The sequence below is a fragment of the Roseburia amylophila genome (assembly GCF_025567465.1).
In the GTDB taxonomy this organism is placed as follows: domain Bacteria; phylum Bacillota; class Clostridia; order Lachnospirales; family Lachnospiraceae; genus Roseburia_C; species Roseburia_C amylophila.
The window spans coordinates 1-22,660 of the sequence record NZ_JAOQKI010000030.1 but is presented as its reverse complement, the minus strand read 5'-3'; the positions used below and the strand labels follow the sequence as shown (position 1 = coordinate 22,660).

19 protein-coding genes are annotated in these 22,660 nt (G+C 41.9%); 15 read left to right on the top strand and 4 right to left on the bottom strand.

What is annotated here, in order from left to right:
• Positions 1-255: 255 nt before the first annotated feature.
• Positions 256-2,154, top strand: coding sequence for a GGDEF domain-containing protein (locus tag OCV43_RS13440; protein WP_262624340.1), 1,899 nt, complete (start codon positions 256-258; stop codon positions 2,152-2,154).
• 87 nt (positions 2,155-2,241) lie between these two features.
• On the opposite strand, the gene OCV43_RS13435 is transcribed toward OCV43_RS13440, so the two are convergent.
• The gene (locus OCV43_RS13435; protein ID WP_022243944.1) at positions 2,242-2,694 is read right to left on the bottom strand and encodes a ferritin-like domain-containing protein; all 453 of its coding nucleotides are present in this window, start codon (positions 2,692-2,694) and stop codon (positions 2,242-2,244) included.
• A gap of 159 nt (positions 2,695-2,853) precedes the next feature.
• Here OCV43_RS13435 and OCV43_RS13430 point away from each other — a divergent pair, with 159 nt between their 5' ends.
• Genes OCV43_RS13430 through OCV43_RS13420 form a run of 3 tightly spaced genes read left to right on the top strand, consistent with a single transcriptional unit; the run spans position 2,854 to position 7,807 of the window.
• Complete coding sequence (locus tag OCV43_RS13430) at positions 2,854-4,275, top strand: alanine/glycine:cation symporter family protein (RefSeq protein WP_227701094.1); 1,422 nt, start codon at positions 2,854-2,856, stop codon at positions 4,273-4,275.
• A gap of 51 nt (positions 4,276-4,326) precedes the next feature.
• A complete protein-coding gene (locus OCV43_RS13425) occupies positions 4,327-6,054 on the top strand; it encodes an ABC transporter ATP-binding protein (RefSeq protein WP_262624339.1) in 1,728 nt (575 codons plus the stop codon).
• Between the two features lies 1 nt (position 6,055).
• Positions 6,056-7,807, top strand: coding sequence for an ABC transporter ATP-binding protein (locus OCV43_RS13420; RefSeq protein ID WP_262624338.1), 1,752 nt, complete (start codon positions 6,056-6,058; stop codon positions 7,805-7,807).
• Between the two features lie 7 nt (positions 7,808-7,814).
• Here the strand turns inward: OCV43_RS13420 and OCV43_RS13415 are convergent, their stop codons facing one another.
• Together OCV43_RS13415 and OCV43_RS13410 are read right to left on the bottom strand one after the other, a co-directional pair.
• Positions 7,815-8,636, bottom strand: a complete 822-nt coding sequence (locus tag OCV43_RS13415) for a hypothetical protein (RefSeq protein ID WP_262624337.1) — start codon at positions 8,634-8,636, stop codon at positions 7,815-7,817.
• 131 nt (positions 8,637-8,767) lie between these two features.
• Positions 8,768-8,944, bottom strand: coding sequence for a DUF4250 domain-containing protein (locus OCV43_RS13410; protein WP_022243949.1), 177 nt, complete (start codon positions 8,942-8,944; stop codon positions 8,768-8,770).
• 723 nt (positions 8,945-9,667) lie between these two features.
• Here OCV43_RS13410 and OCV43_RS13405 point away from each other — a divergent pair.
• From OCV43_RS13405 to OCV43_RS13360, 10 genes are all read left to right on the top strand, one after another.
• The gene (locus OCV43_RS13405) at positions 9,668-10,531 is read left to right on the top strand and encodes an amino acid ABC transporter substrate-binding protein (RefSeq protein ID WP_022243951.1); all 864 of its coding nucleotides are present in this window, start codon (positions 9,668-9,670) and stop codon (positions 10,529-10,531) included.
• A gap of 2 nt (positions 10,532-10,533) precedes the next feature.
• Positions 10,534-11,184 (top strand): amino acid ABC transporter permease, encoded by a 651-nt coding sequence (locus OCV43_RS13400; protein ID WP_022243952.1) that lies wholly within the window; start codon positions 10,534-10,536, stop codon positions 11,182-11,184.
• Between the two features lie 13 nt (positions 11,185-11,197).
• On the top strand, positions 11,198-11,962 hold the full coding sequence (locus OCV43_RS13395) for an amino acid ABC transporter ATP-binding protein (RefSeq protein WP_304621959.1): 765 nt from the start codon (positions 11,198-11,200) through the stop codon (positions 11,960-11,962).
• A 108-nt stretch (positions 11,963-12,070) separates the two neighbouring features.
• Complete coding sequence (trkA, locus tag OCV43_RS13390) at positions 12,071-13,426, top strand: Trk system potassium transporter TrkA (RefSeq protein WP_022243954.1); 1,356 nt, start codon at positions 12,071-12,073, stop codon at positions 13,424-13,426.
• 10 nt (positions 13,427-13,436) lie between these two features.
• The gene (locus tag OCV43_RS13385) at positions 13,437-14,903 is read left to right on the top strand and encodes a TrkH family potassium uptake protein (RefSeq protein WP_262624336.1); all 1,467 of its coding nucleotides are present in this window, start codon (positions 13,437-13,439) and stop codon (positions 14,901-14,903) included.
• An 82-nt stretch (positions 14,904-14,985) separates the two neighbouring features.
• On the top strand, positions 14,986-15,789 hold the full coding sequence (locus OCV43_RS13380) for a response regulator transcription factor (RefSeq protein ID WP_262624335.1): 804 nt from the start codon (positions 14,986-14,988) through the stop codon (positions 15,787-15,789).
• Entirely contained in the window at positions 15,779-16,927 is a 1,149-nt protein-coding gene (locus tag OCV43_RS13375; RefSeq protein WP_227701099.1) for a sensor histidine kinase, read from the top strand. The genes OCV43_RS13380 and OCV43_RS13375 overlap by 11 nt, the downstream gene beginning before the upstream one ends.
• Positions 16,928-16,972: 45 nt before the next feature.
• Positions 16,973-18,433, top strand: a complete 1,461-nt coding sequence (locus tag OCV43_RS13370; protein ID WP_022243958.1) for a hypothetical protein — start codon at positions 16,973-16,975, stop codon at positions 18,431-18,433.
• Positions 18,426-19,091 (top strand): DUF6320 domain-containing protein, encoded by a 666-nt coding sequence (locus tag OCV43_RS13365; protein ID WP_117841230.1) that lies wholly within the window; start codon positions 18,426-18,428, stop codon positions 19,089-19,091. Before OCV43_RS13370 ends, OCV43_RS13365 begins: the two co-directional genes overlap by 8 nt.
• A gap of 2 nt (positions 19,092-19,093) precedes the next feature.
• The gene (locus tag OCV43_RS13360) at positions 19,094-20,011 is read left to right on the top strand and encodes an alpha/beta hydrolase (RefSeq protein WP_117947844.1); all 918 of its coding nucleotides are present in this window, start codon (positions 19,094-19,096) and stop codon (positions 20,009-20,011) included.
• A gap of 71 nt (positions 20,012-20,082) precedes the next feature.
• Here OCV43_RS13360 and OCV43_RS13355 read toward each other — a convergent pair whose 3' ends face one another.
• Positions 20,083-21,324, bottom strand: a complete 1,242-nt coding sequence (locus OCV43_RS13355; RefSeq protein WP_262624334.1) for a 6-phosphofructokinase — start codon at positions 21,322-21,324, stop codon at positions 20,083-20,085.
• Between the two features lie 173 nt (positions 21,325-21,497).
• Here OCV43_RS13355 and OCV43_RS13350 point away from each other — a divergent pair, with 173 nt between their 5' ends.
• On the top strand, positions 21,498-22,535 hold the full coding sequence (locus tag OCV43_RS13350) for a radical SAM protein (RefSeq protein WP_262624333.1): 1,038 nt from the start codon (positions 21,498-21,500) through the stop codon (positions 22,533-22,535).
• Positions 22,536-22,660: the final 125 nt, after the last annotated feature.

The following is a 22,660-nucleotide window of genomic DNA, read 5'->3' as shown; positions in this document are numbered from 1 at the left end:
GAATATTTAGCCATAAAAATACCGACCTCCAATCGTTAGATTTTTAGGTCTAACTTTTGGGGGTCGGTACAATTTTGCAGGTCTTTTTTTACTTTACAGGAAATTGCTTTTCTGTAAAGTAAAAAACGCTCCGTGAGGATGCACACTGCGGCGTATAAAAATGTCTGGTAAATAAATTTAAGGAGTTTAATAAAAAGCAGGTGGAAAGTTGGAATATTTGTGGTAAAATAAAAGAAATATGCTGGAGGGAACATAATGGAAGAACTGGGTAATATTGCAGTCTTTTTAGCTGGATGGAATAGTGAATATCAGACCAGATTAATCAATGGTATTATTCGTAAGGCAAAGGAAGCAAACTATGCAATCTCTATTTTTTCCTGTCAGGCAGGGAGTGAGATTTCGGACAAGCATGTGCTTGGAGAAAATAAAATATATTCGCTGGCTAATCTTTCGCGTTTTGATGGCGTAATTCTTGCAACCAATACAATTTGGGAGAAACCAACAAAAGAGGAAATTATTCGAAGAATACATCACGCTGGCATTCCTGCAGTAAGCTTTGAGGAAAAGGTAGAAGGCTTAAGCCTGATTGGAATAGATAATTATAAGGCAATGCGGGAGATGATAGAGCATGTTGACAGTCATGGCTATCATCCAATTCATTTTGTAGCTGCAAATGCAACAAATGAAGAGAGTAATATCCGCCAGAAGGCATTTGAAGATTTTGTGGAAGAAAAGAACTATTCAACAGAAGATTATGCGGTATGGCATGGGGATTTTTCCTTTGACAGTGGCGTACAGGTAGTGGATGCCATGGAAGAGGCTGGAAAGATACCACGGGCACTTTGCTGTGCCAATGATGAGATGGCATTAGGCGCCTGCAACCGTTTGAAACAGTTGGGATATCAGGTGCCACAGGACATAGCAGTAACAGGATTTGATGGCTCTTATGATACCCAGCGCTATATTCCGGGAATTACTACGGTAGCCAGACCAAAGGAGACACTGGGATATACCGCTATGCAGTTACTTTTGCAGGAAATTGAGACAGGGAAGAAACAGGAGCTGATTTTATCTTCCCGTGTTGCAGTGCATGAAAGCTGTGGCTGTGTTTTAGAGGACAAAAAGCGCGTGGTATCTGCGATAGAAACGTTATACTTTGAAAAAAAAGAAAATGAAAAATATACTTATCAGATACGCAATATGGAAGATGAGATGATGGAGTGCGAATCATTGGAAGAATTAATCTTCTGTATCCGCCAGAATATTGGGAAGTTTACGACAGAGGATGTATATCTGTGCCTGAATAAGAGTATTTATTATGAGATGACCGGCCGTGGTAACAGCATTTTACGCAACCGCACAATTACCCGGGATTATGAAAACAAGATATACATAACCAAATTAAATAATGAGGACGGCATGCCGGAATTTTATTCTTTTACCAGTGAGCAGATGTTCCCGGCAATGTGGAATGGCAGAGGTTCAGGGGAATATCTCTATATGCCGGTTCATTTCAGGGATAATTGCCTGGGATATATGATACTGACCGGTACATTGGATACAAAACATATTCCGAATTATTATGTCTGGATTCGTAATATCAGTAATGCATTGGAAAAGTTAAAGAATGTATCAGAACTTCGGAATGCTGCCCGTAACATTGATAATATGGCAGTCCGCGACAGCCTGACAGGAGTTTATAACCGGATGGGAATCAACCGTTTTGTGGTAGATATGGTAAAACAGGCAAATACCAGCAGACGTCGATTGTTATTTATCTTTGCTGATATGGACGGGTTAAAGAAAATCAATGATGAGTTTGGTCATGAAGCGGGTGACCAGGCAATCTGCCTTGCAGCAGAGGCATTGCAGGAGGCGTTCTGTGAAAAGGAACTGATTATCCGTTATGGAGGGGACGAATTCTTAGTGGTTTCTGATGCTTTATGCTGGGAACAGGCTGAAGAAAAGAAAGCTCAGATAACAGCCTTGTTAAAGCAGTGGCAGAGGGATGAGAAGCTGCCGTACCGTCTGTCTATGAGTATTGGTTATTACCAGAAGGAGCCGGATACCGAGGCATCCATGGAACAGTATATTAACTGGGCAGATGAGCGAATGTATGAGATGAAATGTAAGAACCGTGAGCAGCGAAAATAAATAATAAGTATAAAAAGCATGAAAGGCATTGGAGCAGAAAAATTTCCTGTTCCGATGCCTTTTTGACAGTTGCAATGCATCTGCAGGTTAAGCCATCTGATTTGCAGTTTTATAGCGGTAAATCATTTCTGCATGCTGCTGTTCTTCCGTCTGGATATGGTTTAAAATCTGACGGACTTTTGGAGAAGCAAAGCTGAATAAATCGTTGTTGTATGCGGAAGATACATACTTTTCACTGGAAATGGAATCACTGCACAATAATGCATCATGCTTCTTGTCGGCATTTTCACTGGATGCATGGTAAGCAGCTTTTGGCTGATAGTTCTTCGGGGCAGCTATACCAACATCAGGCGTATCACCGGAAAGCAGACTGCTGATGGTGTCATAGTGTTCTGCTTCTTCTTTCTGAATGACCTCAAATAACTGTTTTAATTCAGGGTCTTTTGCTTCGCTGCTGTAAAAGGCATATTTGTCGCGGCAAAGTTCTTCCTGCTGTTTTAAATCATTTAACAGCATAGTCTCTTGTTCGGTTAAAATCATTTTGTCATCACCTCATCCGTAATATAACCCTAAAGGAGTATTTTTATACAAATTATGCAAAAAAAAGATAGAATTATTGATTGCACTTGATAACTGTGCTATGCTAAAGTGTATTTAACCATTTAAATTGGAATCAAAAGAGAATAGGAGCGAATAAAAATGTTAGACCAGATTAACAACATTCTTGGTAAAATTGATAATTTTGTCTGGGGTGTACCACTTATTGTATTGATCCTTCTGGTGGGAATTTTTCTTACCATCCGCCTGAAGGGACTTCAGATTAGAAAATTACCATTAGCAGTAAAATATTTGTTTGAAAATGAAAAGAGTGGCGAATCCGGCGAAGTATCCAGTTTTGCAGCACTTTGCACTGCATTATCAGCAACCATAGGAACCGGAAATATTGTCGGAGTAGCAACTGCATTGGTAGAAGGTGGACCGGGTGCGTTATTCTGGATGTGGATAGCAGCACTGGTAGGAACTGCCACAAAATATAGTGAGTGTCTTCTGGCAATCAAGTACCGTGTGGTGGCAGAAGATGGTCATATCATCGGCGGCCCATTTTATTATATTGAAAAAGGAATGGGACCAAAGTGGAAATGGCTTGGAAAATTATTTGCCTTCTTTGGTGTAGGTGTAGGCTTATTTGGAATCGGAACCTTTACACAGATTAATGGTATTACCAGTGCAGTAAAGGGTTTCTTTGACCCGGATACCATCTGGACAGTTGACCTCTTTGGAAGAACTTATTCCTGGACTGTAATTATTGCAGGTATTATTCTTACCATCTGTGTGGCGCTTGTTATCATCGGTGGAATTAAGAGAATCTCTACAGTATCACAGGTCATTGTACCATTTATGGCACTGACTTATGTGGTAGTTGTATTAATTATTATTGTGATGCATATTACAGAGGTTCCAGCAGCATTTGCAACCATTATAAAGAGCGCCTTTGGATTTAAGGCGGTAGCCGGTGGTGCAATGGGAAGTATTATTGTAGCAATGCAGAAAGGTATTGCCCGTGGTATTTTCTCAAATGAAGCAGGACTTGGTAGTGCACCAATTGCGGCTGCAGCAGTCCAGACCGATTATCCGGTAAAACAGGGACTGGTTTCCATGCTTGGAACTGTAATTGATACACTGATTATCTGTACCATGACAGGTCTTGCAATCGTACTTACAGGTACATGGGACATGGGCTTGGAAGGTGTTGCCGTTACAACCAAGGCATTCCAGCTCGGACTTCCGTTCCCAAATCAGGTAGCATCCTTTATACTGATGGTATGTCTGGTATTCTTTGCATTTACCACAATCTTAGGATGGGATTATTACAGTGAGCGCTGTCTGGAGTATCTGACCGGACATAAGAAGGCTGTTGTAAAGGCATACCGCTGGTTATACATCTTAGCGGTATTTATCGGACCGTTTATGACAGTATCTGCTGTATGGACCATTGCAGATATTTTCAACGGACTGATGGCTCTGCCGAACCTGATTGCAGTTACTGCATTGAGCGGTGTGGTTGTGGCTGAAACCAAAGTTTATATGGATGGATTAAAAAAAGATAAGATTCAACCATAGAAAGATAGGAAAAAGGGAATATTAGATGATCACTAATTAGGAGCAGGTACAGTGAGAAAGTTATTGCGTTTTTTAAAGGATTACAAAAAAGAGAGCATTTTAAGTCCATTATTTAAATTATTAGAGGCATCCTTTGAATTGTTTGTGCCTTTGGTTATGGCAGCAATCATTGATACCGGTATTGGCAATAAAGATGGCGGATTCATCTTGAAAATGTGTGGAATCTTGATTTTGCTGGCAATAGTGGGACTGACCTGTTCCATTACTGCACAGTATTTTGCGGCAAAAGCGGCAGTAGGTTTTGCAACTAAGGTACGTCATGCATTATTTGACCATATTCAGAAATTGTCCTATACAGAGATGGATACCGCAGGAACGGATACCATGATTACCAGAATGACCAGTGATATCAATCAGGCACAGTCCGGTGTCAATATGGTACTCCGTCTGTTTTTGCGTTCTCCTTTTATTGTATTTGGTGCCATGATTATGGCATTTACCATTGACGTAAAGGCAGCGCTTATCTTTGTGGTAACGATTCCTGTTTTATCCGTTGTGGTATTTGGAATTATGATAATTACAATTCCGTTGTTCCGCCGGGTGCAGGCATCTTTAGATAAAGTCCTTGGAGTAACAAGGGAGAATCTGACCGGAAGCCGTGTTATCCGTGCCTTTAATAAAGAGCAGGAAGAAATTGCAGATTTTGATGAGAGTAATGAGAGGCTGACGGATGTACAGCTCTTCGTAGGAAAAATTTCAGCATTGATGAATCCGCTTACCTATATTATCATCAACGTGGCACTGGTTATTCTTATCTGGACAGGTGCAATTCAGGTAAATATCGGAAAGATTTCACAGGGTGAAGTAGTAGCACTGGTAAACTATATGTCCCAGATTCTGGTGGAATTAGTAAAGCTTGCAAACCTGATTATTACGGTAACCAAGGCAATTGCCTGTGGAAACCGCGTGCAGAGTATTTTTGAGATGGAGACTTCCATGGTGGATGGAAATGGAAGCAAAAAGGAAGATACCGGATATACCGTAGAATTCCGCAATGTTTCCATGCGTTATAAAGGTGCCGGAGCAGATACCTTAACCGGCATTGATTTTAAAGCAAAGCCAGGAGATACCATTGGTATTATCGGTGGAACCGGTTCCGGGAAGTCCTCTGTGGTCAATCTGATTCCTCGTTTCTATGATGTCACGGAGGGACAGGTTATGGTAGATGGCATGGATGTCCGGGAATATAAGATTACGGATTTAAGAGATAAGATTGGTATTGTGCCGCAGAAAGCAGTGCTGTTTGCGGGAACTGTCCGAAGCAATCTTGCCTGGGGCAAAGAGGATGCGACGGAAGAAGAGATGCAGCAGGCGCTTTCCGTTGCACAGGCAGCAGAAGTTGTAGATAAGAAAGACGGTAAGCTGGATGCGGAAGTAGAACAGGGTGGAAAGAATTTCTCCGGTGGACAAAAGCAGCGTCTTACAATTGCCAGAGCACTGGTAAAACAGCCGGAAATCCTTATCATGGACGACAGCTCATCTGCACTGGATTATGCTACCGATGCTAAACTGCGTCAGGCAATTCATAATATGCCAAACCGTCCGACCGTATTTATCGTATCACAGCGTGCCGCATCCATTATGTATGCCGATAAGATTATCGTATTAGATGATGGAACTGTTGCAGGAACCGGCACCCATGAAGAGCTGTTAAAGGATTGCAGCGTATATCAGGAAATCTATTATTCGCAGTTTAAGAGGACGGAAGGAGGACACTGATATGAAAAAGGAATCAAGACAGAAGGAAAGCCTTGGAAGAATCCTTAAGTATATGAAAAAGTACTGGTTATTCTTAGGTTTGTCCATTGCATTAGCGGTGATCAGTGTAATTTTAACCTTATACATTCCGATTCTTACCGGAGATGCCATTGATTATATCGTAGACAAAGGAAAAGTGGATTTTACTTATATTACACCGATCCTTAAGAAAATGGTGGTAGTCATTCTGATTACGGCAGCTGCCCAGTGGATTATGAATGTCTGCAACAATAAGATGACTTATAATATTGTCCGGGATATCCGTAAGGATGCTATCCGCAAAATAGAGATTCTTCCACTGAAATATTTAGACGCTCATTCCTACGGTGAAATAGTCAGCCGCGTAATTGCGGATGTAGACCAGTTCGCAGACGGACTTCTGATGGGTTTTACCCAGTTGTTTACCGGTGTGGTAACAATTATCGGAACTTTAGGTTTTATGTTGAGCGTCAATGTAAAGATTACGGCAGTGGTCGTATTTTTAACACCGTTGTCTTTTGTGGTAGCAGGATTCATTGCAAAGAAAACATTCTCCATGTTTAAGCTGCAGTCGGAAACAAGAGGAGAGCAGACTGCTTTAATCGATGAAATGATTGGAAACCAGAAAATTGTCCAGGCATTTTCCCATGAAGATGAGGCGTTGGAAAGTTTCGATGAAATTAATGAAAGACTGGAAAAATATTCCCTTCGTGCCTTATTCTTTTCCAGCATTACCAATCCGAGTACCCGTTTTATCAATGCGTTAGTTTATGCAGGTGTTGGCGTGTTTGGCGCAGTTTCAGCTATTCATGGTGGAATCAGTGTTGGGCAGTTATCCTGTTTTTTAAGTTATGCAAATCAGTATACGAAGCCTTTTAATGAGATTTCCGGTGTCGTAACTGAGTTACAGAATGCACTGGCTTGTGCAGCAAGAGTATTTGAGCTGATTGATGAAGAGGCACAGGTACCGGATGCAGAAGATGCAGTGGTATTAGAGGAAGTAAAGGGAGATGTGGATTTAGAGCATGTTTACTTCTCTTATGAGCCGGGACAGAAACTGATTGAGGACTTTAATCTTCATGTCAATCCGGGTGAGCGTGTGGCAATTGTCGGACCGACCGGGTGCGGTAAGACAACATTGATTAATCTTCTGATGAGGTTCTATGATGTCAACAGTGGAACCATCCGTGTCAGCGGAGTGCCGGTTAAAGATATGACCAGAAGCAGCCTGCGCAGCAGCTATGGTATGGTATTGCAGGAAACCTGGTTAAAAGAGGGAACCATCCGTGAGAACATCTGCATGGGAAAACCGGATGCTACCGATGAAGAGATGATGGAAGCCGCAAAAGCGTCCCATGCCCATAACTTTATCAAGCGTCTGCCTAAGGGCTATGATACGGTTATTGCAGAAGACGGAGGCAATCTGTCCCAGGGACAGAAACAGCTTCTTTGCATTGCCAGAGTTATGCTTTGCCTGCCGCCGATGCTGATATTGGATGAAGCAACTTCATCGATTGACACACGAACTGAGATGAAGATTCAGGAAGCTTTTGGCCGGATGATGAAGGGAAGAACCAGTTTTATCGTTGCCCATCGTCTGTCTACCATTGAAGAGGCAGACATTATTCTGGTTATGAAAGACGGACATATTATCGAACAGGGCAATCATGAAGAACTGCTTCAGAAGAATGGCTTCTATGCAGCCCTTTATAACAGCCAGTTCGCACAGTCATAGAATTGATTTATAGTGTTACATGTTGTAACAGCATTTCGTACGTTACCCCAAGTTCCGGATTAAAATTCCATGGAACGAGAGCTGCCTGGCAGCCGGGGTAACGTTTTTTGATGTCTAAAATGCATTCCATGGCGCCGATTACGGGAGAATCATTAAGGGAAGAAGTCCGTTCATTTCCAAAGAAAGCGTCTTTCCCGGTAGAAAGCAAAATGGTATCATTAACCCGTTTTACAATCTCATCGGTCTGGAAGGCAATATATTCCGTTACCCGTTCGTCCTGCCAGTGACAGGCTTCTGCAATGGTATCCCAGATCCACGCAGCCATATTATTAAGCTGGCTGTGAAGACCAAAAGCTACAGAATAATCAAAAGCATGGCTGCCATAGCGTATGACATGCTTTTTGGCTTTCTCATAAGTCTGATGCAGAAATGCCAGTGCCGTACTGACCGGAAGCTCCGTATCGATGGAAGCACCAAAAAGCTTTTTCTGCTCAAAGAGTGTATCACAGAAATTCTCGTAGTCACTGCCGTATAAACCGGTAAGATTGCATTCGTCAAGGTGAATGGTAGGATAAGTTTCCAGTTGATAGCGTTTAAGAGCCTGTTTCATGGCAGGAAGATTATTATCAATTAAAGTAATCGATGAAAAGTGTCCGGCAAGGAGTGACAAGTCCCAGTCGTTACAGCAGCCAGCACCAAAGATAGCAAGAGTACTGTCAGCAGCAGTAGATGCAATCAGATAGTTGCTGATGGCATTGCGATACTCTGCCCAGTCTTCATAGGCGTGGGGCAGAAATTGTTTTTGCAAGAGGTCTTCGTAAAGTGACATGGGATACTCCTTTCGTTATGTGTATCAGAACGGTTGGTATAAATGTGGTTATTTTTGATGCTGAGAGGGAAAGAACATTTTCCAGGTAGCTGCAGCAGATATGGCTTTTCAACCACCACAACAGACCACATTTATACAAACTGGTTTGCTTCCTCATCATATTCGTAGTCGATGGCAGAAAGCTTGCTGCAGAGCTCATCTTTCGAAAGATTTAATGCAGAACAGAGTTCATTTAAGGTAGGGTAGAAGTCCCGAAGCTGCGTGTTGATGTAACTTAATAACATGACTGGGTCATTTGGTATATTCATGGTGTAATATCTCCTTTTATCATTGATTGCATAGGTGCTTGCGAAAGGGGGAGAGGATTTCCTGATAAAAAAAGTTTTAAGGCATTCGCTGCACATTTGATTTTAAGATGATGAAATGCCACAGTTCTAAGTAGTCCATTTTTCTTTTTCGGATAAAAACAGTCTTTTCCATGTTTAACAGAATATTGGTACTGTCCGTCAAAGTACGGATGCCTTTTAAGGGCTGTTAGGGGCACTTGGAATTTCGTCTGGCAACAGGCAACGCTGGTACAGGATGTACCAGCGAGGCACATTTGAACATGGATGTGAATATGTGCCGGTTGCCAGATGAAATCAGAATTATGCCGAAATTCCTAGTGCCCCTTGCAGACATTATGTGGCATCCGCTTTTGACGGACAGTGCCGATATTCTGTCAAAGCAAGTGAAAAGACAGTTTATAATAAAGAAAAATGGACTACTAAGAACAGTTGGCATTTCACATCCAAAAAAATCAAACCTACATCGAATACCACAAAATTTCTTTATCCTTAAAACTTTCCCCCATTCGCAAGCACCTATGGATTATTCGGGTATATGCCCAATTTTAGTCTAAAATTTATCGGCTGACAACCTGAAATTAATATAGAAAATGATTTACATTACTGATTTATCATGGTAGTATACTAAAGTGATAGAAAAAGAACTTAATAAAAAGATATTACAAAAAGAGGAGGAACTCTATTATGAAGAAGAAAATGTTGACTGTTTTACTGGCAGCTGCAATGACCGTGTCACTGGCTGGCTGTGGAAGTAAGGATGCAGATAAGAAAGACAATGCATCTGTCCAGAATACTGAAAATGCAAAGAGCGACAATGGTTCAGACCGAACCCAGTTTGTTGTAGGATTTGACGCAGAATTTCCACCATATGGTTATATGGATGAAGATGGAGATTATACCGGATTTGACCTTGAACTGGCACAGGAAGTATGCGACCGTAACGGATGGGAACTGGTAAAGAAACCAATTAACTGGGATTCAAAAGATATGGAATTAGAGTCAGGTTCCATTGACTGTATCTGGAACGGATTTACCATGAACGGAAGAGAAGATGATTATACATTCTCTGATCCATATGTAGACAACAGTATTGTTGTAGTTGTTGCAAAAGATTCGGATATTAATAAATTATCAGATCTGGCAGGAAAAGTAGTAGACGTTCAGGCTGATTCTTCAGGACTTGCAGCATTACAGGGAGATGATGCAACCGATGAAAATAAAGAGCTGACTGCATCTTTTGCTGAACTTCAGCAGGTAGCTGATTACAATACTGCATTTATGAACTTGGAGTCCGGTGCTGTAGATGCAGTAGTATTGGATATCGGAGTAGCAAAATACCAGATGTCATCCAGAGGAGATGCTTTCCGTATGTTGGATGAACAGGTATCCAGCGAGCAGTATGCAATCGGATTTAAAAAAGGTAATACAGAGTTAAAAGACCAGGTTCAGAAGACCTTGGATGAGATGGTGAAAGATGGAACATTTACTACTATCGTAAATAACTACACAGATTATAATTTACCAGAAATGGTTTGCTTAGGAGAATAGATATGTCATTTATTGCTGTAGCACAGCAGCTGGGTTCCGGTATGCTGGCATCACTTTCTATATTTGTATTAACATTGGTATTTTCACTGCCGTTAGGACTTTTAGTGGCATTTGGAAGAAAGTCACGGATTAAGCCGGTGCAGTGGCTTGTAAAATTATACATATCCATTATGCGTGGAACTCCGCTGATGCTTCAGCTTCTGGTGGTGTATTTCGGACCATATTACTTATTTGGAATCCGAATCTCCAAAGAGTATAGCTTTTATGCAACAATCATTGGTTTCTCCATTAATTATGCGGCATATTTCGCAGAGATTTACCGTGCAGGAATCGAAGGAATCCCGGTAGGGCAGTATGAAGCAGCCAAAGTATTGGGCTACTCTAAGGCACAGACCTTCTGTAAAATCATTTTCCCACAGATGGTAAAACGTGTGGTGCCGCCGGTAACCAATGAAGTTATTACACTGGTAAAAGATACTTCCATGGCATTTGTACTGGCTTATGCAGAAATGTTTACCATTGCAAAACAGATTGCGGCCCGTGTCAGCAGCATCATGCCATTGTTTGTAGCAGGACTTTTCTACTACATCTTTAACTTTGTAGTGGCATTTATCATGGAACGAATTGAAAAGAAACTGAGTTATTATAAGTAAGGAGAGGAAAAGAATGAAGCTGTTAGAGATAAAGAATGTAAAGAAAAGCTTTGGGGCTGTAGATGTACTTCATGATATTTCACTCTCCGTGGAACAGGGTGAGGTTGTAGCAATTATCGGTCCTTCCGGTTCCGGTAAATCAACACTGCTGCGTTGTGCCACACTTCTTGAGACAATGGATGAAGGAGAACTGGTTTATCTCGGTGAGCATGCGGTGTCAACCGGTGCGGATGGAAAATCCCGGTATGTGGGAAACGCAGAGTTAAAAAAGATTCAGGGATATTTCGGACTGGTATTTCAGAACTTTAATCTGTTTCCACATTATTCCGTGTTAAAGAATCTGATGGATGCACCGGTACATGTGCAGAAGCGGAATAAAGAAGAAGTAAAGAAAGAAGCAATGGAGCTTCTTGAAAAAATGGGGTTATCCGATAAGGCAGACTGCTATCCATGCCAGCTTTCTGGTGGACAGCAGCAGAGAGTTGCCATTGCAAGAGCGTTAGCACTTCATCCACAGATTTTATTCTTCGATGAGCCAACCTCCGCATTAGATCCGGAGCTTACCGGAGAAATCTTAAAAGTAATCCGTCAGCTGGCAAGTGAGCATATGACCATGGTAATTGTAACTCATGAGATGGCATTTGCCAGAGATGTGGCTGACCGTGTCATTTTTATGGATGGCGGTTATATTATTGAACAGGGTGACCCGAAGGAAGTAATCGAGCATCCGAAAGAAGAGAGAACAAAGCAGTTCCTGGCAAGATTTGCCCAGAATTAGGATTGGGTAAAACCGGGATTGCATTATTTATAAAGTCTGCTATAATTCGTCATAGGTATTTGCTTCAACGACCAATAAATATGTATGAGAACAAGCATAGGAGAAGCTATGAAGATAATTATAGTGGGCTGTGGTAATGTAGGTGCAACACTTGCAGAACAGCTTAGTAAAGAAAAACATGATATTACAGTAATTGATTGCAGACAGCAGGCTGTAGAGGCAGTGACCAATGTATGTGATGTAATGGGAATTATTGGAAATGGTGCAAGTTTTAATGCACAGACAGATGCAGGGATTGCAGATGCAGACCTTATGATTGCAGTGACAGGTTCAGATGAACTGAATCTTTTATGCTGTCTGATCGCAAAAAAAGCAGGAGGCTGCCATACGATTGCAAGAGTCAGCAATCCTGTATACAGTAGAGAAATAGGTTTTATTAAAGAGGAATTAGGGTTGTCCATGATTATCAATCCACAGCTTGCAGCAGCACGCGAAATGGCGAGACTGCTGAAATTCCCTTCCGCGCTCAAAGTGGATTCATTTGCCAAGAGCCGGGTGGAATTAGTCAACTACCGGATTGAGGAGGACAACCCTCTTTGTAATATGCAGCTTAAGGATATGGGAAGCAGACTGCATTGTGACGTACTGATAGCAGTGGTTGAGCGTGGAGATGAAGTATATATTCCGGATGGTAATTTTGAGTTGAAAGCCAGGGATGAGATTTCTATTGTAGGGACACCGGCTAAAACTATTGAATTCTTTAAGAAACTGGGTGTGCCTACTTCTTCTGCGAGAGATGCACTGATTGTCGGTGGCGGAAGAACTTCTGTTTATCTTGCAAAGCAGCTTTTGGAAATGGGTATCCGTGTCAAAATTGTAGAGCGTGACGAAGAACGCTGCGAAGAATTAAATGAAATGGTTCCAAAGGCGATGATTATCTGTGGTGATGCAACAGATAAAGACCTTTTAATCGAAGAGGGATTGTTAGAGACAGAAGCCTTTGTGGCAACCACTAATTTTGATGAAGAGAATATCATGCTGGCATTGTTTGCAAAGAGTTTATCTTCTGCAAAACTGATTACTAAAGTTCATCGTATTTCTTATGATGATATTATTGACCAGTTAGATGTAGGAAGTATTATTTATCCGAAATTTATTACTTCCGAGAGTATTATCAAGTATGTACGTGCTATGAAAAACTCCATGGGAAGCAATATTGAGACATTGTACCGGCTGAATGATAACCGGGTAGAAGCACTGGAATTTTTAATTAAAGAGGGTTCTCCGGTGGTTGGAATTCCATTGCAGGATCTTCGCTTGAAACCTAAGATGCTGATTGGATGTATCACCCATAAAGGAAAAGTGACCATTCCAAAAGGACAGAGTGTAATTGAAGTGGGAGATACGGTAATTCTTGTTACCACGACGACAGGGTTACATGATATCCGGGATGCATTAAGGTAGGGGGCTTGTCATGAATTATTCCATGATTCGATACATATTAAGCAGTGTTATATGCTTCGTGGGAATCTTTCTTCTGCTTCCGGCAGCAACAGCAGGTATTTATCAGGAAAAGGAAGGCTTTTTATATCTGATTACCGGACTTGCCTGTATGCTGATTGGTTTTTTGGGCAGAAGAAGAAAACCGAAGAGCAGTGTATTTTATTCAAAAGAAGGATTTGCAGCAGTTGCATTAAGCTGGATAATCCTCAGTCTGATTGGCGCATTGCCAATGCATTTAACCGGAGAATTTCCATCTTATATTGATGCGTTATTTGAGACAATTTCCGGCTTTACGACAACAGGTTCAAGTATCTTAAGTGATGTAGAGAAACTTTCCCGTGGAACAGCTTTCTGGCGTTGCTTTACCCACTGGATCGGTGGTATGGGTGTGCTGGTATTTATTATGGCAGTCATGCCCCTTTCCGACAGCTCCAGCATGCATCTGATGCGTGCAGAAAGCCCGGGACCATCTGTTGGAAAACTGGTTCCAAAGGTAAAGACTACTGCAATGATTCTCTATGGAATCTATGTAGTCTTTACGGTGATTGAGATTATTGCGCTGTTAATAGCAGGAATGCCACTCTTTGATTCCATGACATTGACCTTTGGTACCGTGGGAACCGGTGGATTTGGACTATTGAACAGTAGTATAGCATCTTATAGTACAGCGGTGCAGATTATCATTACGGTATTTATGATTATCTGTTCCATTAATTTTACTGTATATTATATATTTTTGATTAAGCGGCCGAAGGAAGCACTGATGTGTGAGGAAATGCGTTACTATCTTTTGATAGTATTCGGTTCGGCACTGCTTATTGCATTTAATATCAGAGCCAGCTTTGCTTCTTTTGGAAAAGCATTCCAGCAGGCAATCTTTCAGGTGGCATCTGTTATCAGTACTACAGGATTTGCCACGGCAGATTTTAATCTCTGGCCGGAATTTTCAAGAATGATTCTGGTGCTTTTAATGTTTGTCGGAGCCTGTGCCGGAAGTACCGGCGGTGGATTTAAGGTTTCCCGTCTCATTATTATGGTAAAATCTGTCCGCAATGAAATTATGTCTGTGACCCATCCGAGAAGTGTGCAGAAGGTACATATGGACGGAAGACGAATACCGGATAATGTGGTAAAGACTGTGTTATGCTATCTGGCAGGCTATGTTGTTATTCTTATCGTATCAGTGTTGTTAATCAGTCTTGATAATTTTGATATGACAACGAACTTTACAGCAGTTATGGCAACCTTTAATAATGTCGGACCGGGACTTAACATGGTAGGACCGACCGGTAACTTTGGTGGGTTCAGTGTTTTATCCAAGCTGGTATTGATGTTTGACATGCTGGTTGGTCGATTGGAATTATACCCGATGTTAGTGATTTTTGCACCGGGTTTATGGCGGATTCATCCTCACCGCCATGTTGGCAAAGTTCAGTAAATCTTAATAAATAATAAGGAATCCCTCCTTTGTCTGTATGCTATAATGTGTTTGGAATAGCAGACAGGCAGGAGGGATTTTTATGAAAAACCGTATTCTTGTGGTGGATGATGAGAAGGAGATTGCAGACTTAGTAGAGATATATCTGGTAAGTGAGAAGTTTGACGTAATCAAGTGTTACGATGGAGATACAGCAATAGATGCAATAGAGCATGAGAAAATTGACCTTGCAATTTTGGATATTATGCTGCCGGGGATTAGTGGACTGGAGCTGTGCCGCCGGATTCGAAAAAAAGAGAATTATCCGGTTATTATGTTAACTGCAAAAGATTCCGAAGTGGATAAAGTAACCGGACTTACCATAGGAGCAGATGATTATGTGACAAAACCGTTTCTTCCGCTGGAACTGGTTGCAAGAGTGAAGGCACAGTTACGCCGTTATGAGCGCTATGGAGCAAGGACGGACCAGCCGGCAGAGAATATGTCTTTCGACGGTAATATAATAGAAAATACATCTGCAAATGGTTTATATGATGCGGCAGATGGAACTTATGCATCAAATCATGCAGGAACGGAATCGGATGATACTATTATATGCCGTGGAATTTTGTTAAAGAAATGTGCACATGAATGCTATCTGGATGGAGATGAGATTTCACTTACACCGACAGAATTTACGATTTTGCAGGCGTTGTGTGAAGCAAAAGGCAGGGTACTCAGTGCGGAAGAGCTGTTTCATATTATCTGGAAAGACGAATATTATAGCAAAAGCAACAATACCATAACCGTTCACATCCGGCATCTGCGGGAGAAACTTAAGGATACCGGTGAACGTCCAAAATACATTAAGACAGTATGGGGAGTGGGATATAAGATTGAAGGATGACAATAATAATAAAAAACTGGATTTTGCACCGGTAAGACGAAAAATATTTTCCCGGATTATATTACTGATGGCAGGAGCTTTCTTTGGCATCTGGTTTCTCTACCAGTATGTGCTGCAGGGCAGATTTGCGGATGGAATTGTAAGGTTTCTTTATGATTTTACCAGCATGACTTATGAAGATGCGAGAGATTTCTATTGGCATAATATCGGAAATCACTTCGAACTGATTTTCTTTGGGGCAATTGCATTGGTATTCTGTCTGATGTTTTATTTCTTTTTAAATTCATTTACAAAATATTTTCAGGAAATCGATGACGGAATCAATGCATTGGTGCATCATGATGGCAGACAGATCCGCATGTCAAAGGAAATGGCTGCCATGGAAGAAAAGTTAAACAGCGTGAATGCAACTTTAAACCGGCAGCTTTATGATATTCAGATGGCAGAGAAGAAGAAGGATGAGCTGGTATTGTATCTTGCCCACGATATCCGGACACCGCTTACCTCTGTGATTGGGTATCTGAAATTATTAGAGGAGATGCCGGATATTTCAAAAGAGCAGCAGGATAAATTTATCCATGTCACCCTGGACAAAGCACTGAGACTGGAAGTTCTGGTGAATGAATTTTTTGACATTACCCGTTTTAACCGGCAGGATATTGAACTGGCAACGACAGAGATAGACCTTTATTATATGCTGATGCAGCTGTCGGATGAAGTCTACCCGCTTCTTGCACCGGAACATAAGAAAGTGGAAATACGGGCTGATGAAAACTGCAAAGTATATGGGGATGCAGATAAGCTGGCGCGGATTTTCAATAACATATTAAAAAATGCCATTGCCTACAGCAACCCGGACAGTACCATTGTTATTTCCGCATGGGAGGAGCCACCGGGAACCGTTATCCTGTTCAGTAATCAGGGGCAGACCATATCACCGGAAGAACAGCAGCGTATTTTTGACAAATTCTATCGGCGGGATGAAGCGAGACAGACCAACAGCGGAGGAGCGGGTCTGGGACTTGCCATCGCAAAAGAACTGGTGGATCTGCATGGAGGAACCATCCGTGTAATGAGTGAAAACGGCCGGACAACATTTAAGGTCTGCCTGCCGAGACGAAAAATGCCGACAGCTTAGAAACGCCGGTTGTATTTTTATGCGTATTATTTTATAATATTCGTTATGAGTAAAGAAGAAAAAAAGCTAAGACAACAAAATAAAGAGAAGATAAAGCAGGAGAAAGCCGCTGCCAAAGCAGAAAGCAAGCAGGAAAAGCAGGCGGTCAAAGAGCAGAGCCGGCACGAAAAAGCCGCTTCAAAGGAACTAGAAAAGCAGGAGAAGCAGCAGCGGAAAGCAGAAGATAATAAGCGTCGTCATACCGATATCAAATGGGACCGGCTGGATAATACGGCACATCTTTTTCCGGTCATTGCAGGAGAATCAATGAGCAATGTGTACCGGATTGCAGTTACCTTAAAGGAAGAGGTGCAGCCGGAGTATCTGCAGCAGGCACTGGATATCGTACTTCCAAAATTTCCGGGCTTTAACTTAAGACTGCGTCAGGGGATTTTCTGGTATTATTTTGAAGAAAATGGCAAGAGTGCTCCAAGAGTACAGGAAGAAAGACATTTTCCATGCCGTTTTATCAGACAGAATAAGAACCACAGCTATCTTTTCCGGGTAACTTATTATAAATGCCGGATTAACCTTGAGGTTTTTCATGTACTGACAGATGGCATGGGCGGAATCAATTTCTTAAAGGAGCTGACCTATCAGTATTTAAGACTGGTGCATCCGGAACTGAAGGAGAAGCTGGGAGATAAGTTAAGCAGCGACACATCCATGAACCGTGAGGACAGCTTCCTTAAAAATTACAAGCACAGCTATGCCAAGGGATATAAGACAAAGAAAGCATATCTTATCAAAGGGGAAAAATTACGAACCGATGAATTTGGAGTGATTCATGGATTTGTAAAGATTCCGGCATTGAAAGAGGTATGTCATAAATATGGTGTCAGCATCAATGAGTATCTGGTTGCGGCATTTGCTTACAGCGTATACCGGGAATATCTGCATGGCATGCCGGACAAACGTCCGATTCGTGTGGCGGTTCCGGTGAATTTAAGACCATATTTTAATTCCATTACCACCAAGAACTTTTTTACGGTAGTATCTGCAGAGTTTGAACCGGTGGAGGATTCCTATACGTTTGAAGAAGTATTGAAGATTACTACAGAGAGTCTTCATCAACAGATTAATAAAGAGCATTTAGAGGAACTGTTTTCCTATAATGTTTCCAATGAAAAATTATTGGTTGCAAGAGCAGTACCGCTGTTTTTGAAAAATATTGCCATGCGTTATGTGTATACATCGGCAGCACTGGCAAATACATCAACCGTAACCAACATTGGAAATGTGAAAGTGGAAGAGGATTACCAGCCATATATCAAGATGTTTTATGCATTCCTTGCCATGTCAAAGGGACAGAATATCAAGGGAACGATTTGTTCCTATCAGGATACGCTGGCATTTACCTTTAGTTCTGTTTTAAAAGATACATCCCTGCAGCGTGGATTTTTCCGGAAACTGTCAGAGGATGGTCTGAATGTGGAAATAGAAAGTAATGGTGTGTATTATGAGTAAATGTAAGAACTGTAATGTGGAAATCTTAGATGACAGCCAGATCTGTCCGCTGTGCCACAGTGTATTAGAAGAGGGAGAAGAAGGACACAATACCTATCCGGATGCATGGATTCCCACCAGAAGATTAAAATTTGTGACAAATATTATATTCTTTCTGGTGCTATTAGGCAGTGTGGCAGCAGGCTATCTCAATTATATCTGGTATCAGGGAAAACTCTGGAGCCTGATTGCAATTGCAGGACTTTGGTATCTGTTCCTGATTTTCCGGCTGGATATTTTAAGCAATAATGGATATCGGACGAAAATTATAGCAACCACATTATCCGGAATTTTATATGTGATTCTGATTGACTGGATAGTGGGATTCCATGGCTGGTCGGTTAATTATGTGCTTCCGGCAGGCATTATGCTGTTAGATGCAGGTATTGTTCTGCTCATGATTATCAATTCCAGAAACTGGCAGAGTTATCTGATGTTCCAGTTGTTTGGAATTGTATGTAGCCTGATACCGCTGCTTTTGATAGCACTTCACATCGTGACCCATCCGGGCTTAAGTGAACTGGCATTTGGAATATCGGTATTTTTATTCCTAGGAACGCTGATTATCGGTGACCGCAGAGCCAGACTAGAGTTAAAGAGAAGATTTCATGTAAGGTGATTATGGAAGAAAGTAAGACGAGTGTACAGGGCAGAGTCATCCGTGACCTAATTGCCCGTTTTGCAAGTGATAACTTGATAGGAAGAAAATTAAAGACCGGAGAGCTTCGTAAGAAAATGGTGGAACCGGCGTGGAAATGCCCGGACTGTTTTCTGATGCAGAAAATTAAGATGCCACAGTTTGAAATGGAGCTTTTAACCTCCATGCAGAATCCGAGGGAAGATAAAGTAGTTCTGCAGCTGCATGGTGGCGGGTATATTGGAAAAATGCGAAATGCCTACCGCACCTTTGCCGGACTTTACAGCGAGGTGGGAAGAGGAATCAGTGTGCTGACCATCGATTACCGCGTGGCACCGGAGCATCCTTTTCCGGCAGCATTGGAAGATACGGTGGAAGCCTATGAATGGCTGCTAAGCTGTGGATTTAAGCCGGAACAGATTATTGTGGCAGGTGATTCTGCCGGAGGTGGACTGGCATTGGCACTTTGCATGTACTTAAAGGATCATGGGAAAGCACTTCCCTGCGGACTGATTGCTATGTCTCCCTGGACAGATCTGACTGCCAGTGGTGAATCCTATGATACGAATTATGAGCGGGACCCTTTATTTGGAAATACAAGAGACAGTCTCATTTATAATAAGGATTATGTAGGAGACGCAGACGAAACGAATCCTTATATTTCACCGTTGTTTGGTGACTTCACAGGATTTCCGCCAATGCTGATTCAGGTAGGTTCTTATGAGATGCTTTTGAGTGATTCCACATCCGTAGCAGAAAAGGCAAAGAAGCAGGGCGTAAAAGTCCGCTTAAGCATTTACGAAGGAATGTTTCATGTATTCCAGATGGCAATGCTTATGATGCCGGAATCCAAGCGGGCATGGGCTGAAGTCGGCAAATTCATTGAGATGATTTCGGAATAAAAATCCGCTGTATCGGAAAAGACTGATTAAAATGTCTCAACCGGGACAGCGGATTTTGTATATGCAGGTAACTAACGTTTGTTAGTCAGGTGTGACACGTTCATATAATTTGGCAGTCCATTTTCATAGGAAATGGAAGTCTCGCCCTGAATCAGTGGGAGAAGATATGCTACCATTTCTTCGGTAACGTCATTTCCACGCTCGTTAATCCATGCTCTTGGAACGGATTTTGCTTCGTTCGCAATATTTTTGATTTCTGCATAACCGTATTCGATGGTATATGGTGCATTGGAAGTACGGTTCATGGTTACCATAGAAGCGGTAATGCCCTGTTTTGCAAAAGCAACAGCATGTTCACCGGAAGCAACTGCTTCATTTAAATCGGTGGCAGAAGAAAGGTGGGCAGCGCAACGTTGTAATACATTTACTTCTACAGAACGGACTTTTACGTTGATATTGTCTTTAATCAGATATTCCAGCGCTTTACCGGCACCGCTTAACTGGCTGTGACCGAAGGTATCTTCCTTGCTTTCTCCGGCACAGATATAATTGCCTTCTGCATCATGAAGTCCTTCAGATACCGCAATGATAATATTGTTGTGTTCCTCTAAGAGAGCACGCACATCCGTTAAGAACTCATCTTTATCAAAATTGCATTCCGGAAGATAAATAAGATGCGGTGCATCGCTGTATTCGTTTCTGGCAAGGGCGGAAGCGGCGGTCAGCCAGCCGGCATCGCGTCCCATAATTTCTACGATTGTTACACTCTTTACGGCATAGATAAATGTATCATGTGCGATTTCAAGTAAAGAAGATGCAATATATTTGGCTGCAGAGCCAAATCCCGGAGTGTGGTCTGTTACCATCAGGTCATTATCGATGGTCTTTGGAATACCAATAATGCGTACATTGCTTCCGATACGCTCGGCATATTCGGAAAGCTTTAATACGGTATCCATGGAATCATTTCCGCCGATATAGAAGAATGCACCGATATTCAGCTTTTCAAACTGTTTGAAAATATAGTTATAAGAAGAATCATCATCCATAAAATCCGGCAGCTTAAAACGGCAGGAACCAAGGTACATTGCCGGTGTGTGAATCAGACGCTCTAATGCATTATCGTCTGATTCCATAATTTCGGAAAGGTTAAGATAATGTTCATTTAAAATACCTAAGATTCCATTTACGGAACCGTAAACAGTGCCATAGCAGCCGGCAGCACCTTTAATGACACCGGCAAGGCTTGCATTTATTGCAACGGTTGGTCCGCCGGACTGGGCAACCATGCAGTTTTGAATCGATGTATTCATAGTCAGACTCCTTTGTGATTTCAAAGATTTGTGTTAGGATATATAAAAAAGTTATAGTTACGATAAGAAAATATCCTACAAGAATAACTATATATGATAGAATCGGAAAAGGCAAGACTAATCCGGCGGGAGTGGGAAGAACCGGAAAAGAAAATAGAGGAAAGGCAAAAGAGATGGAAAATTGTATGCTCTGCCCAAGAGAATGTGGGGTAAATCGTAAAAAAGGTGAAATGGGAGTCTGTGGTCAGACAGCAGCTATAAAGGCTGCAAGAGCAGCACTTCATATGTGGGAAGAACCGTGCATTTCCGGACAGAATGGCTCCGGAACGGTATTTTTCAGCGGCTGTAATTTAGGCTGTATCTTCTGCCAGAATCACAATATTGCCACAGGAAAAGCTGGAATTGAAATAAGTATAGAGCGGCTGGCAGAAATTTTCCTGGAATTGCAGGAAAAGGGTGCAAATAATATCAATCTGGTAACGGCAGGACATTTTGTACCACAGGTGGTTGGGGCACTGAAGATGGCAAAGCAGCAGGGACTTTATCTTCCGGTTGTTTATAATACCAGCTCCTATGAAAAGGTGGAAACACTTCGCCTGTTAGAGGGTTATGTGGATATTTATCTTCCTGATTTAAAATATGTTGACAGCGCAATCAGCAGCAGGTATTCTCATGCAGCGGACTATTTTACTTGTGCCAGTGCAGCAATTGCAGAAATGGTGCGGCAGGTAGGCGAGCCGGAATTTGTTTTCGAACGGGCAGCAGGCAAAGAAGGCAGCAGTGTAGAATTTCTGGCAGATGAGAAAAAGAAAATTTTGGAACAGCAGAATAATATGATATTTGACGCAGCAGAATATCAGGAGCGCAGCGAAGCCGGGGAGTCTCTTCTGATGAGAAAAGGCGTCATTGTGCGCCATCTTGTTATGCCGGACTGTGTGGAAGATTCCAAGCGTGTGATATCTTATCTTCTTAAGACCTATGGCGGTCAGATTTTTATCAGCATTATGAATCAGTATACGCCGCTGCCACAGTGCAGGGAGTATCCGGAATTAAGCCGCCGGGTAACGGAAGCGGAATATGATGCGGTGGTGGATTATGCGATTGAACTTGGCATTGAAAATGGCTTCATCCAGGAAGGAGATGTGGCAGAGGAGAGCTTTATCCCGGAGTTTGATGGAGAAGGGATTGTGCGGAAAGATGTAGATAGATAATTGCAATAATAAAAAGAAATAGCATCCCACTCGTCCAAAGTAGATGCTATTTCGAGACCGTTTCAAGTTTTGTGTAAACGTTAAAAACTGATATAAGATTTGTGAATAGTTACAAATGGGCAGAG

Bases quoted from the DNA above. Each gene is read 5' to 3' on its own strand.
- OCV43_RS13410 (WP_022243949.1), bottom strand. From the start codon at position 8,944: ATGAATATACCAAATGACCCAGTCATGTTATTAAGTTACATCAACACG.
- OCV43_RS13370 (WP_022243958.1), top strand. From the start codon at position 16,973: ATGAGTAAAGAAGAAAAAAAGCTAAGACAACAAAATAAAGAGAAGATA.
- OCV43_RS13350 (WP_262624333.1), top strand. From the start codon at position 21,498: ATGGAAAATTGTATGCTCTGCCCAAGAGAATGTGGGGTAAATCGTAAA.
- OCV43_RS13440 (WP_262624340.1), top strand. From the start codon at position 256: ATGGAAGAACTGGGTAATATTGCAGTCTTTTTAGCTGGATGGAATAGT.
- OCV43_RS13430 (WP_227701094.1), top strand. From the start codon at position 2,854: ATGTTAGACCAGATTAACAACATTCTTGGTAAAATTGATAATTTTGTC.
- OCV43_RS13405 (WP_022243951.1), top strand. From the start codon at position 9,668: ATGAAGAAGAAAATGTTGACTGTTTTACTGGCAGCTGCAATGACCGTG.
- OCV43_RS13400 (WP_022243952.1), top strand. From the start codon at position 10,534: ATGTCATTTATTGCTGTAGCACAGCAGCTGGGTTCCGGTATGCTGGCA.
- OCV43_RS13380 (WP_262624335.1), top strand. From the start codon at position 14,986: ATGAAAAACCGTATTCTTGTGGTGGATGATGAGAAGGAGATTGCAGAC.
- trkA (WP_022243954.1), top strand. From the start codon at position 12,071: ATGAAGATAATTATAGTGGGCTGTGGTAATGTAGGTGCAACACTTGCA.
- OCV43_RS13365 (WP_117841230.1), top strand. From the start codon at position 18,426: ATGAGTAAATGTAAGAACTGTAATGTGGAAATCTTAGATGACAGCCAG.
- OCV43_RS13420 (WP_262624338.1), top strand. From the start codon at position 6,056: ATGAAAAAGGAATCAAGACAGAAGGAAAGCCTTGGAAGAATCCTTAAG.
- OCV43_RS13435 (WP_022243944.1), bottom strand. From the start codon at position 2,694: ATGATTTTAACCGAACAAGAGACTATGCTGTTAAATGATTTAAAACAG.
- OCV43_RS13360 (WP_117947844.1), top strand. From the start codon at position 19,094: ATGGAAGAAAGTAAGACGAGTGTACAGGGCAGAGTCATCCGTGACCTA.
- OCV43_RS13415 (WP_262624337.1), bottom strand. From the start codon at position 8,636: ATGTCACTTTACGAAGACCTCTTGCAAAAACAATTTCTGCCCCACGCC.
- OCV43_RS13355 (WP_262624334.1), bottom strand. From the start codon at position 21,324: ATGAATACATCGATTCAAAACTGCATGGTTGCCCAGTCCGGCGGACCA.
- OCV43_RS13395 (WP_304621959.1), top strand. From the start codon at position 11,198: ATGAAGCTGTTAGAGATAAAGAATGTAAAGAAAAGCTTTGGGGCTGTA.
- OCV43_RS13385 (WP_262624336.1), top strand. From the start codon at position 13,437: ATGAATTATTCCATGATTCGATACATATTAAGCAGTGTTATATGCTTC.